This window comes from Micromonospora sp. NPDC006431 (genome assembly GCF_042870725.1).
Classification (GTDB): domain Bacteria; phylum Actinomycetota; class Actinomycetes; order Mycobacteriales; family Micromonosporaceae; genus Micromonospora.
The window spans coordinates 240001-252007 of record NZ_JBIAHQ010000002.1 but is presented as its reverse complement, the minus strand read 5'-3'; the positions used below and the strand labels follow the sequence as shown (position 1 = coordinate 252007).

Below are 12007 nucleotides of genomic sequence, written 5' to 3'. Positions count from 1 at the left end.
GGAACGTGGTGCCCGCGTGCGGCCGACTACGCTTGCGGGGGTTCCGTCCCAGGAACGACGGCGGCGAGGGGAGACGCGGCATGGCGTGGAGCTGGCGGTACGAGGGCGCTAACGGCGAATCGGTCGACGGACCGACCGAGTCGTTCAGCAGCCAGGCGGACGCCGAGTCGTGGATCGGCCAGACCTGGCGGGAGCTCGCGGCGTCCGGCGTCACCTCCGTCGCGCTCGTCGAGGACGACCGGGTGGAATACCGGATGAGCCTGCAGCCCCCGGCCCAGTGATGGGCTACGACCGCCCGGGCGAACCGCTCGTGCTCGGGGTGCCCCGCGCGGCGTTCCGGCCCAGCCCGATCTTCCTCGCCCTGGTCGCGCTCTTCGTGGTCAGCGGGGTGATGACCTGGCACGGCTACGGCAACGTCCGGTTCGACGTCTTCCTCTTCGCGGTCTCGGGCTGGCTGGTCTCGCTCTGCCTGCACGAGTACGCCCACGCGGTGGTCGCCTACCGCGCCGGCGACCGGGACATCGCCCACCGCGGCTACCTGACGCTCAACCCGCTGAAGTACACCAACCCGCTGCTGTCGATCGTGCTGCCCGTGGTGGTGGTGCTGCTCGGCGGCATCGGCCTGCCCGGCGGGGCGGTCTGGGTCGACCGGCACGCCATCCCCGGCCGGCTGCGGCACACCCTGGTCAGCCTGGCCGGTCCGGCCACCAACGTGCTGTTCACCCTGGTCCTGGTGGCGGCGCTGTGGCTCGGGTACGGCAACGTCGGTCCGCTGCAGTTCTGGGCCGGGGTGGGGCTGCTGGCGTTCCTCCAGCTCACCGCCAGCGTGCTCAACCTGCTGCCGGTGCCCGGGCTGGACGGCGGCAACATGATCCAGCCGTGGCTCAGCCCGCAGTACCGCCGGATGTACGACCTGTTCGCCCCGTACGGCTTCATCCTGCTGTTCGCGCTGCTGTGGAGTCCGCGGATCAACGGCTGGTTCTTCGGCGCGCTCTTCAGCGTGGCGGATTTCCTCGGGCTGCCGCCCCAGCTCTACGCACTCGGGTTCGAGCTGATCCGCTTCTGGCGGGGCTGACCGGGCGGCGGGAGCCGCCGCGCAGCGGCGGAGGCGGCCATGCCTCGGCGTACCCGGGAAGGGCCCGGGCCGGCGCGGTGGCCGCGCCGGCCCGGGGAGAGCGTCACGGGCGCTGCGCCGGGCTCTCGGTCTTCGCCGGGTCCCGCTCGGTGACCGGCTCGACGATCTCGTCGATCGCCTTGAGCAGGTCGGCGTCGAGCTTCACGCCCGCCGCCTTGACGTTGTCGTGCACCTGCTCGGGCCGAGACGCCCCGACGATCGCCGAGGAGACGTTCGGGTTCTGCAGCACCCAGGCGATGGCGAGCTGCGGCATGGTCAGCCCGGCCTGCTCGGCCAGCGGCTTGAGCCGCTGCACCCGGGTGAGCACCTCGTCGCCGAGCCACTTGGCGATGAACCCGGCGCCCGACTTCTCGTCGGTGGCCCGGGAGCCGACCGGCGGCGGCTGGCCCGGCAGGTACTTGCCGGACAGGACGCCCTGCGCCATCGGCGACCAGACGATCTGGCCGACGCCCAGCTCCTCGCAGGTGGGGATCACCTCGGTCTCGATGACCCGCCACAGCATCGAGTACTGCGGCTGGCTGGAGACCAGCGGGATGCGCAGCTCGCGGGCGAGCTGGTGGGCCTCGCGGATCTGCGACGCCTTCCACTCCGAGACGCCGATGTAGTGCGCCTTGCCGGAGTGCACGACGTCGGCGAACGCCTCCATCGTCTCCTCCAGCGGGGTGCTGTAGTCGTAGCGGTGGGCCTGGTAGAGGTCCACGTAGTCGGTCTGCAGGCGGCGCAGCGAGCCGTTGATCGACTCCATGATGTGCTTGCGGGACAGGCCGCGGTCGTTGCGCCCCGGGCCGGTCGGCCAGAAGACCTTGGTGAAGATCTCCAGCCCCTCGCGGCGCTCGCCCTTGAGCGCGCGGCCGAGCACCTCCTCGGCCTTGGTGCCGGCGTACACGTCGGCGGTGTCGAAGGTGGTGATGCCGGTGTCCAGGGCGGCCCGCACACAGGCGGCCGCGGCCTGCTCCTCGACCTGCGAGCCGTGAGTGATCCAGTTGCCGTACGAGATCTCGCTGACCATCAGGCCCGAGCGGCCTAGGTGTCGGAATTCCATGCCTCGACCCTAGTCCCGCCGGGTGGCCGCGCCGAGGCGCGACGCGGGTGTGATGCTCGGCCGGGCAGGCGGCGTGATCCGGGGGTCAGAGCACCGGTGTCGTGTCGGCGAGCAGCCGGTCGATCTCGGCGATCACCGCCGCGCGGCCGGGGTGTACCGGGTCGATCAGCGGCTCGCCCCGGCGGTCCAGCGCGCCCCAGCGGCCCGACCCGTCGCCGACCAGGAAGGCGACCGGGTGCACGACCAGCGCCGGGTACGCCGGCGGGACCAGCACCCGGCCGCTGCGGTCCACCACCCCCCGACGACCGGCCAGCTCCACCACGGCCAGCCCCTCCTCGGTGAAGCCGTCCACCTGGCGGCCGTCGGCCAGGGCGGTGGTGAAGGCGTGGTAGCGGGTCGGCACGACGACCTGACCGGTAAGGTCGACCGCGCCCCAGCCGCCGTTCTGGCGGACCGCCGCCAGGCCCCCCCGGAACGGTCGCACGTCCTCGAACCCTGGCGGGATCTTCACGATGTTGGTGTGGTCGACCGCCATCCACCGGCCCTTGCCGTCCATCGACACCCAGGCCAGACCCTCCGAGAACGAGCCGACCGCCCGGTAGCCGTTGTTCGCCTCGATCAGCGCCGCGCCCGTGGTGTCGATCAGCGCCCAGCGGGACGCCTCCGGCCGCCGTACCCAGGCCACACCCTCATGGAACGGCTGCACCTCGGCGTATCGGTGCTCGACCACCAGCTCGCCCGCCTCGTCCGCGTACCCCCACAGCTCCTGCTGCTCGTCGAAGGTCGGCACCGGGTACCGCTCGCGGCCCAGGATCGCCTCCCGGCTCCGCGGCTTCGGCCCGAAGCCGTCCGTCGCGGCCCGCGCGGCGACCGCGTCCAGCGCCATCGCCGTACGCGCGTTCAGCTCGGCGTCCTCGGCCTGGCGCAGGTCCAGGGCACGCTCGAAGTGCAGGCACGCCTCGGTCAGCCGGCCCTGGTCGTAGCAGGACCGACCGGCGTGCTCGTGCAGCGCCGCGCGCAGCCGGTCGGGCAGCTCCGGCGAGTTGGCCTCGGCGAAGAGCCGGTCGGCCTCGGTGTGCTCGCCCCGCCAGCGCAGCACCTCGGCCAGCCGCGCGCGGGCCAGCGCGGTCCGCCGCAGTTCGCCGGTGGCGTCCGCGTACGTGAGGGCGAGCCGGGCGTCGGCGACGGCGTCGTCCAGCTCGCCGAGGATCCGGGACGCCACCGACCGCAGGCTCAGCAGCCGGGCCCGGCTGCGGTTGTCCAGCGCGCTGCCGAGCTTCGTGGTGAGCCCCTCCCGGACCTCGCGCAGCGCCTCCGGATCGGGAGCCTCCTCACGCAGCGTCTCCGGGTGCAGCCGCCACCGGAACGCGCCCAGCGCCTGCTCCGGGTCCGCCGGGCGTACCTCCTGCGGTTCGGTCTCCGCCGTCGGCCGCTCCGCCGACGCCGCCGACACTGACGCCTGTACCGCTGGTGCGGAGACCTGCGCGGGTGGTGCCGACACCTGCATCGGTGGTGCGGACACCTGGGCCGGTGGTGCGAAGACCTGGGCCGGCGGTGCGGAGACCTGCGCGGGCTGTGCGGAGACCTGGGCCGGCGGTGCGGAGACCTGCGCGGGCTGTGCGGAGACCTGGGCCGGTGGTGCCGACACGGGTGGCGTTGCGGGTGGGGGCCCATCGGTCGGACCTGCCGACGCCGAGGGTACGGCGGCCGGGACCGGAGGCGCCGAGGGTGCGGCGACCTGGGCCGGAGGCGCCGACACCGGCGGTGTGCCGGGCTCGGCAGGCGAGCCCGACCCGGGCCGCAGCGAGGGCGCCCCGCCCTCCGAACCGGTCTGGGCGGAAGCGTCGGCGGCCGGGGCGGATGGTGCGTGGTGTTCCGGTCGGGGCTGGACGGCAGCGTCCGGAGCGGCTGGCGCCGACACGGGCGGAGCGGCGGCTGCGGGGGGTTCCGGCTCCGTCTGGGGGGCCTCCGGAGCAGTTGGTTCCAAAGTGGTGGGCGCAGCGTACTCCGGCGGCGCAGGGGCGGCGGGGGTTCCGGACTCGGGCTCCGCGGCGGCCTCCGGGGCGGGCCGGGCGGCGGCCGGTGCCGGGTCGCGGTCGGCCGGCCGCAGCTGCCCGGCGGCGGGCTGGGCGGCGACCGCGGAGCGGTCCGGGGACTCCTCGCCGGGCCCGGCCGGCACCGCGGGCTGCGGCGCGCTGACCGGCCGTGCGGCCTCCGGGTCCCCCTGCCGGACCGGCGGTACGGACTCGGGTGCGACCGGGCGCGCCGGGGCAGCCTCGTCCACCGGGGCGGTCGGCGGCGGTACGGGGTGGCTCGGCCGGAACCAGGCCTCCACCTCCTCGACCCTCCGGCTGGCCCCGTCGTGGCCCGGTCGGTCCGGCCCCGCCGCCGCCTCGGGGCGGTCGCCGCCGTCCTCCAGCGGGGCCGGCGTCGCGGCCACACCGTCGGCCGCCTCCCCGGACGTCGAGGTGCCCGGCATGACCGGCCGCGCCTCGGCGGTGGGTGCCGGCCGCCGGGGCATGTCGGTGGCCGCCGCCGGAGGCGCGGCAGAGGACGGGGCCGGGCCGGCCGCCGCAGGAGTGGCCGTGCCGGGTCCGGTTGGTGCCGGGGAGACGGGTGGCGCCGGTACGGGCGGGCGTGCCGCCGCGCTCCTGGCCTCGGGCGGAGCAGCCGGTCCGGCGGCCGGAGTGCCGACGGGCGGGCTGGAGACCGGAGCCTCGGCGGGAGGGGTCGCGGCGGTGGCCGGCGTGGCCGTCGGGGGCGGTGGGGCCGGGTGCGCGGGCACGCCGGAGACCGGCCGGGGCTGGGCGGGTGCCGTCCGGTCGCGTACCTCGTCGGGCGGGGTCGGCGCGGAGGGCGTCGCGGCGCGTACCTCTTCGGGGCGAGCCGGCGTCGGTCGTTCCCGCCCGGCGTCGGGGCGGGTCCGGGCGGCCGGGTCGGCCGGCGGACGCCAGCCGTCGCCGGGGCGTGCCGGACCGGGCTCAGCCGGGCGGCCCTGCCACGGCTCCGGGCGGAACGCCGGCCCGTCCTCGGCCCGCGGGCCGACCGGCTCGGGGTGCGGACGGTGCGCGGCCGGGTCGGGACGGCGGGCGTCGTACCGGGCCTCGTCGCCGGGGCGCGGCGGCGGCCCGTCCGGGCGGGGGCGGTCGGGGCTGGCCGGCGGGCGGTGCCGCTCGTCGGGCCGGTACGCGGCCGGCTCGGTCCGGGGCCGGCGCTCGCCGACCGGCCACTCCTCGGCCCGTGGGCGCCCGGGGTCGCCCGGGAGACGCCGGCCGTCCCACCGGTCGCCCGGCCCGAAACCGGCGGGCTGCGGTTCGTCGTACCGGCCGGGCTCCGGCCGGTACGGATCCACCGATCGGCGGGGGCCGTCCGGCGCGTCCCGGTACGTCTCGGCCCGCGCGGCGGCCTCCCGGCGCGGGTCGGGCTGGCGGCGTGGCCCGTCGAAGCCGGGGTCCCGTTCGCGGCGGGGTGGACCATCGAATCCCGCGTCGGGCCGGTCCGCCGGCGGCCCGAAGGCGGGGCCGCGCCGGTCGGTGGGGGGCCCGAAGCTCGGGTCGCGCCGGTCGGTTGGGCGCTCGAAGCCGCGCTCCCGCCGGTCGGCCGGGCCGTCGGATGCCGGGCGCCGCTGGTCGGCCGGGCCGTCGTACCCCGGCTGCCGCCGGTCCATCGGGCTGGGCGGGGTGCCGTTGGGTCGCCCGTCGGCCGGGCCCCGGCGCGGCTCCGACCAGGGCGGTCGCGGCTGGGGACGGGGCGGGAACTCGCCGGGCTCCGGGAGCCAGCCGGGCTCGGGCGCGGGGGAGACCGGCCGCTGCGCGTCCGGCGTCCACCGTCCCGGCTCGGGGTGCACCCAGCGCTGGTCGTACCGGTCGTCGGGCCGGCCCGCGGCGCGCTCCGGGATCCGCTCGTGCGGGTCGTACCGGTCGCCGGGGTGCGGTACCGGGCCGCGCCGGGGTCCGTCGCCGGGGACGCGCCGGTCCGCCCACGCCCGCCGCCCGTCCGGGTGCGGCTCCTCCGCGCCGCGCCCGTCCGGGTGCCCGCGCCGCTCGCCCGGACCGCGCGGTCCCGGGAATCCGCCGCGCCGCTCGTCCGGTCCCGCCGGGCTCACCGGGTACGCGCCGCGCCGGCCGTCTGGGCCTGCCGGGCTGACCGGGTAGGCGCCGCGCCGGCCGTCCGGGCCTGCCGGACTCACCGGGTGGCCGCCGCGCCGCTCGTCCGGGCCCGCCGGGCTGACCGGGTACGGGTCCTCGGCCGGCGCGGGGCTGACGGGGTGCACCTCGGCCCGGCCGACGACGGCCCGGCCACGCGGCGCGGGTGAGGTCAGGTACTCGATGCCGATGTCACCGGGGTAGCGCTGGCCCGGAAACTGTGGACGCCACTCGTGGGTGGGTTCGGCGGCCCAGGACGGTTCGGCCGGCTCGCGCCACTGGTCCCAGCCGCTCATCGGTAGTTCCCGTCGCCGCCGGCGCGGCGCGGCCCCCGGGCCGGCTCGCGTCGCTCGCTCACGGCGATGTCACCTCGTTGGAAATTGTCGCGCTGGGCGCCCGGCGCGCCGGTAGAGTCGCCCGGTCCGGCACGTCGTGACTGCGGAAGGAGGGTAGCGGCGTGGGCTCTGTCACCGCCACTGTGGCACCGCCCACGGACTCAAACGTTACCCGATGGTTTCGGACATTCGGCGCCATAGTGGGATCTGGGTTTCGGCGTCACGCCACCTACCGCCAGGCCGCCGTGGCGGGAGTGGTCACCAACAGCGTTTTCGGCTTCCTGCGCTACTACATCTTCGTCGCGGCCGCCGGCGCGGCGGGCCGGGTCGCCGGCTACGACCGCGCCCAGCTCGCCACCTTCGTCTGGGTCGGGCAGGGGCTGCTGGCGGTGGTCGCGATCTGGGGTTGGACCGAGCTGGCCGACCGGATCCGGACCGGCGAGATCGCCGCCGACCTGCTCCGCCCGATCCACCCCGTGACCAGCTACTTCGCCACCGACCTGGGCCGCGCCGGGTTCGCCTCGCTGTCCCGGCTGGTGCCGCCGGTGCTGGTCGGCCTGCTCTTTTTCGACGTGTACCTGCCCCGCCACTGGGCCACTCTGCCGCTCTTCGCGCTCTCCGTGCTGCTCGCCGTGGTGGTCTGCTTCGGCTGCCGATACCTGGTCAACGCCACCGCGTACTGGTTGCAGGACGTCCGGGGTCCGCTGATCCTGTGGACGCTCTGCTCCGGCGTGCTCGCCGGCCTCTACTTCCCGCTGGGCTTCCTGCCCGGCTGGCTGGAGGCCGGGCTGCGGTACGGGACTCCGTTCCCGAGCCTGCTCCAGATCCCGCTCGACGTGCTGGTCGAACGGGACCCGGCAGCGATGCAGTTCGGCCTGGTCGGGGTGCAGCTCGGCTGGGCCGTGGCGCTGCTCGCCCTGTGCCGCCTGGTGCAGCGCCGAGCCGAGCGCCGCCTGGTGGTGCAGGGTGGCTGAACCGCGGCAGGCGGTGCGGGGTGGCTGAGCCGGGGACGCTGACCGACCCGGGCCGGTCGGCCGTGGCGAGTGGACCGGTGTGGCCGGGTGGTGCGGACCGGCGACCGCCCGGGCTGGCCGCGTACCGGGCGCTGCTCGGCGCGCAGGCCCGGTCGCAGGCCGCGTACCGGGCGTCGTTCGTGGTGGACCTGGTCGGCAACGTCGGGGCCACGGTGTTCGACGTGGTCACCGTGCTGGTGCTCTTCGGGGTCACCCGCGAGCTCGGCGGCTTCACGCTCCGCGAGACGCTGGTGATCGTCGGCCTGTCGTCGTTCGCGTTCGCCACCGCGGACCTGCTGGTCGGCAACATCGAGCGGCTGCCCCGGTACGTCCGCACCGGCCTCTTCGACGCCGTGCTGGTCCGCCCACTGGCCGCGCTGCCCCAGTTGCTGCTGATGGACCTGCCGCTGCGCAAGGTCTCCCGGGCGGTCTTCGGGCTGGCCGTGCTGGTGGTGGCGCTCGCCTCGGCCGGCATCCAGTGGACGCCGGAGCGGGTGGCGCTGGCGGTGGTCGCCCCGCTCGCCGCGGTGGTCTTCTTCAGTTCGGTCTTCGTCACCACGGCCACCGTGTCGTTCTACTGGATCGACTCCGGCGAGCTGGCCAACTCGGTCACCTACGGCGGGCGTGACTTCACCTCGTACCCGGTCACCGTCTACGGCAGCTGGTTCCGGGCGCTCTTCGCGTACGGGATGGGGTTCGCCTTCGTCAGCTATCACCCGGCGCTGGCGTTGCTCGGCCGGGCCGACCCGCTCGGCCTGCCCGGCTGGGTCGGCTGGGTGGCGCCGGGCGTCGCGGTGGTCGCCGCGGCGATCGCCACCCTGGCCTGGCGGGTCGGGATCCGTCACTACCGGAGTACGGGATCATGAGCGTCATCGAGATGCGCGGGCTGCGCAAGGAGTTCACGGTCCGAATCAAGGCGGGCCGGCTGCGCCGGGAGAAGCGGACGGTCACCGCGGTCGACGGGGTCGACCTGCGGGTCGAGCGCGGCGAGATGCTCGGCTACATCGGCCCGAACGGCGCCGGGAAGTCGACCACGCTGAAGATGCTCACCGGCGTGTTGATGCCGTCGGCGGGGGAGGCCCGGGTGTGCGGGCTGCGCCCGGTGGCCGAGCGTACCCGGCTGGCGCTGCGCATCGGCGTGGTCTTCGGCCAGCGCTCGCAGCTCTGGTGGGACCTGCCGCTGCGCGACTCGTTCGAGCTGCTCCGGCACGTCTACCGGGTGCCCGCGGGCGAGCACGCGGCCCGGCTGGCCCGGTGCCGGAGCCTGCTCGACCTCGACGAGTTCCTGGACACCCCGGTCCGGCAGCTCTCCCTCGGCCAGCGGATGCGTGGCGAGCTGACCGCCGCGCTGCTGCACGGCCCGGAGGTGCTCTTCCTCGACGAGCCGACCATCGGGCTGGACGTGGTGAGCAAGCAGGCGGTGCGCGGCTTCCTGGCCGAGCTGGGCCGGGCGGGCGACACCACGCTGGTGCTCACCACCCACGACCTGGCCGACATCGAGCGGCTCTGCCGGCGCCTGGTGGTGATCGACCACGGCCGGGTGGTGCACGACGGCTCGATCGCCGCCCTGCACAGCCGGTACGGCTCCCGCCGGATGGTCGTCGCCGAGCTGGACACCGCGCTGCCCGAGCCGCCGGCACTGCCCGGCGCCCCGTTGCAGCGGGTGGAGGCGGACGGGCACCGGCTGGTCTTCGTGCTGGAGTCGGCGACCGTCGCCGAGGTGGTGGCCGGGCTGGCCGGCCTGGCCGCGTTGCGGGACATCGCGATCGTCGAGCCGGACATCGAGGAGGTCGTCGCCCGGCTCTACCGCGCCCCGGCCGAGGTCGGTGAGCATGGGTGACCGAGTCGCAGGGGCCTGCCGGGCCGTCGCCGGCTCACGGGTGCTCCATCACCAGCACCGCGAAAGTGCCTGGGACCAGGGCCTCGTACCGGTGCGGCGTGTCACCGGGGAACGTGGCGTAGTCGCCCGGACCCAGCTCGACCAGGTCGGACTCCGGGCCGAGGCGCATCCGCCCGGCGGCGACCACGACATGCTCGACGCTGCGCGGGGTGTGCGGCTCGGCCACCCGCACCGCGCCCGGCTCCAGCTCCATCACGTAGACGTCGCGGCGGGCGTGCGGCGCTCCGGCGGCGAGCAGCGTGGCGCTGAAGTCGGCGTGCTCGGAGCGGATCCGCGGGCCCTCGCCGGCGCGGACCACCCGGACGGCGGCCGTGGGCGGCTCGACCAGCCGGCTGAACGGCACGCCCAGCGCCACCCCCAGCGCCCACAGCGTCTCGACGCTCGGGTTGCCGACCCCGGACTCCAACTGGGACAGGGTGGACTTGGCGATGCCGGCCCGGCGGGCGAGCTCGGTCAGCGAGATCCCGGCCCGGTCGCGCTCGCGGCGCAGCGCGGCCGCGATGGTGGCCAGCGGGGGAGCGGGTTCGACGGCCATTGTTCGCTCCAGAGGTCGGTTTGTTCGGTTTGACGAACGCGTGCTGTCGTGTTCAGGATAATGGACATGCGTACGGCATATCGAACGGCCGACCGGGCAGTGCTCCGCGACGTCGCCGCCATCGGGGCGGCCATGCTCGCCGTGGGCGCCTCGTTCGGCGCCGTGGCGGTGGCCGCCGGCCTCCCGGTCTGGGCGACCCTCGCCATGTCCGTGTTCCTCTACGCCGGCGGCGCGCAGTTCATGGCGGTGGGTCTGGTCGCCGCCGGCAGTCCGGTCGCCGCCGTTCTCGCCGGCCTCCTGCTCAACGCCCGGCACCTGCCGTTCGGCCTGGCTCTCGGCGGCGCCCTCGGGCGACGGCGCTGGCAGCGGCTGCTCGGCAGCCACCTGATGACCGACGAGGCGACCGCCTTCGCCCTGGCCCGACCGGCCGGGCCCGGGCGCCGTCGGGCGTTCTGGCTCGCCGGGACGCTGCTCTTCCTGGCCTGGAACGCCGGCACCCTGCTCGGCGTGCTCGCCGGCGGCGCGGTGGGCGACCCGGCTGCCCTGGGGCTCGACGCCGCCTTCCCGGCCGGGCTGGCCGCCCTGCTGCTGCCGAGCCTGCGCGACCGGGACACCCGCCGGGTCGCGCTGGCCGGCGCCGGGCTGGCGGTGCTGGCCACCCCGGTCCTGCCGGCCGGGGTGCCGGTGCTGCTCGCGCTCGCCGCCCTGATCGTGCCCGCACTCCGCGGCCGGGGCGCGAGCAGCGCCGACCAGGTGCCCGACGGGACGGCCGTGGCCGGCCCGGAGCAGCACGGCCCGCCCGGCCCGGACGGGGCCGCACCGGACCCCGCCCACCACGCCGGACCGGTGGTCCGGGCCGGGGAGGCCTCGTGCTGATCGCCGTGATCCTCGCCCTGGCCGTCGGCACGTACGGCTTCCGGGTCGCCGGGGTGCTGCTCCGCGACCGGGTGGAGTTGCCCGAGTGGGCCCGGCACCTGTTGCCGGTGGCTGCCGCCGCCCTGCTGGCCGCCCTCGCCGCGACCGCGGCACTGACCGAGGCCGGCCGCTTCGCCGGCTACGCCCGGCCCGCGGGGGTGCTGGTCGGGCTGCTGCTCGCCTGGCGACGGGCGCCCTTCGTGCTGGTCGTGGTCGCGGCGGCCGGCACCACCGCGCTGCTGCGCCTGCTCGGGGTGGCATGACGCGGCCCCTCCCCGCGAGTGCGGGAAGGGGCCGCGTCCGGGCCGGAACAGCTCAGATCTTGTCGCCGACGTTCACCTGCGGCGCGGGGGCGCGCATCTTGCGGAACGTGATCGACCGCATGATCGCGTAGAAGTAGAGCGAGCCCAGCTTCTCGGTGCTCTTCGGGTAGCGCTCGCGGACCAGCTTCTTGATCTTGCGGGAGATCAGGATCGAGTCGATCACCAGGCCGAGTGCCAGCGCACCCCACAGCAGATTGGAGATCAGCCGCACGATCGGCGGCATGGCCTGGTTGGAGCCGAGCAGCACGATCAGCGCGCCGCCGAAGAACCAGGTGCCGACGGTACGCCGGGAGTCCACCACGTTGCGGGCCAGCAGCCGCTCGGGGCCCCGGTCGCGCGGACCGCCCTCGCGGCGGAACTCGGCCGCCGCCTCGGCGCGGGCCGCCCGGCGCTGCTCCCGCGCCTCATCCTTGGTCAGCGGCTTGCTCGGCGCGCCCGGCCGGCGGCCGGCGGTGGGCCGCTTCGGCGTCACCACGCCCAGTTCCTTCTTGCTCGGGGTGTGGCCCCGGGACGGGGCAGCGGTGGACGCCTCGTCGGTCGTCACCGTGGTGACGGATTCCTCGACGAGGTCGGCGGGCTTACGACGAAACAGCGACGGCACGTCGTGAAGGGTAGCCAAACAGCCGCGCCCGGTGCACATCGCGGGTGCACCGGGCGCGGAAAA

Annotated in this window: 11 protein-coding genes; 7 read left to right on the top strand and 4 right to left on the bottom strand. The window is 75.9% G+C overall.

What is annotated here, in order from left to right; translation table 11 throughout:
• Window positions 1-80 precede the first annotated feature (80 nt).
• Both ACFYM6_RS04680 and ACFYM6_RS04675 read left to right on the top strand, forming a co-directional pair.
• Complete coding sequence (locus tag ACFYM6_RS04680; protein ID WP_387272252.1) at window positions 81-281, top strand: hypothetical protein; 201 nt, start codon at window positions 81-83, stop codon at window positions 279-281.
• The gene (locus tag ACFYM6_RS04675) at window positions 281-1075 is read left to right on the top strand and encodes a site-2 protease family protein (protein WP_073833656.1); all 795 of its coding nucleotides are present in this window, start codon (window positions 281-283) and stop codon (window positions 1073-1075) included. Before ACFYM6_RS04680 ends, ACFYM6_RS04675 begins: the two co-directional genes overlap by 1 nt.
• A gap of 103 nt (window positions 1076-1178) precedes the next feature.
• Here the strand turns inward: ACFYM6_RS04675 and ACFYM6_RS04670 are convergent, their stop codons facing one another.
• Window positions 1179-2177 carry an aldo/keto reductase family protein gene (locus ACFYM6_RS04670; protein ID WP_387272250.1) on the bottom strand — a complete coding sequence of 333 codons (999 nt, stop codon included), beginning with the start codon at window positions 2175-2177 and terminating at the stop codon, window positions 1179-1181.
• Window positions 2178-2262: 85 nt separating this feature from the next.
• Window positions 2263-6618 (bottom strand): WG repeat-containing protein, encoded by a 4356-nt coding sequence (locus ACFYM6_RS04665; protein ID WP_387272248.1) that lies wholly within the window; start codon window positions 6616-6618, stop codon window positions 2263-2265.
• A gap of 161 nt (window positions 6619-6779) precedes the next feature.
• On the opposite strand from ACFYM6_RS04665, the gene ACFYM6_RS04660 reads away from it, so the two are divergent.
• From ACFYM6_RS04660 to ACFYM6_RS04650, 3 genes are all read left to right on the top strand, one after another.
• Window positions 6780-7631, top strand: coding sequence for an ABC transporter permease (locus ACFYM6_RS04660; protein WP_387272246.1), 852 nt, complete (start codon window positions 6780-6782; stop codon window positions 7629-7631).
• Between the two features lie 113 nt (window positions 7632-7744).
• Complete coding sequence (locus tag ACFYM6_RS04655; RefSeq protein ID WP_387272796.1) at window positions 7745-8536, top strand: ABC transporter permease; 792 nt, start codon at window positions 7745-7747, stop codon at window positions 8534-8536.
• Window positions 8533-9510 carry an ATP-binding cassette domain-containing protein gene (locus tag ACFYM6_RS04650; RefSeq protein ID WP_387272245.1) on the top strand — a complete coding sequence of 326 codons (978 nt, stop codon included), beginning with the start codon at window positions 8533-8535 and terminating at the stop codon, window positions 9508-9510. The genes ACFYM6_RS04655 and ACFYM6_RS04650 overlap by 4 nt, the downstream gene beginning before the upstream one ends.
• Window positions 9511-9544: 34 nt before the next feature.
• On the opposite strand, the gene ACFYM6_RS04645 is transcribed toward ACFYM6_RS04650, so the two are convergent.
• Complete coding sequence (locus ACFYM6_RS04645; protein WP_387272243.1) at window positions 9545-10105, bottom strand: helix-turn-helix domain-containing protein; 561 nt, start codon at window positions 10103-10105, stop codon at window positions 9545-9547.
• 66 nt (window positions 10106-10171) lie between these two features.
• On the opposite strand from ACFYM6_RS04645, the gene ACFYM6_RS04640 reads away from it, so the two are divergent.
• Both ACFYM6_RS04640 and ACFYM6_RS04635 read left to right on the top strand, forming a co-directional pair.
• Window positions 10172-10981, top strand: coding sequence for an AzlC family ABC transporter permease (locus tag ACFYM6_RS04640; RefSeq protein WP_387272241.1), 810 nt, complete (start codon window positions 10172-10174; stop codon window positions 10979-10981).
• Entirely contained in the window at window positions 10975-11283 is a 309-nt protein-coding gene (locus ACFYM6_RS04635) for an AzlD domain-containing protein (RefSeq protein ID WP_387272239.1), read from the top strand. The genes ACFYM6_RS04640 and ACFYM6_RS04635 overlap by 7 nt, the downstream gene beginning before the upstream one ends.
• Window positions 11284-11335: 52 nt before the next feature.
• Here the strand turns inward: ACFYM6_RS04635 and ACFYM6_RS04630 are convergent, their stop codons facing one another.
• A complete protein-coding gene (locus ACFYM6_RS04630; protein WP_387272237.1) occupies window positions 11336-11983 on the bottom strand; it encodes a DUF3043 domain-containing protein in 648 nt (215 codons plus the stop codon).
• Window positions 11984-12007 lie beyond the last annotated feature (24 nt).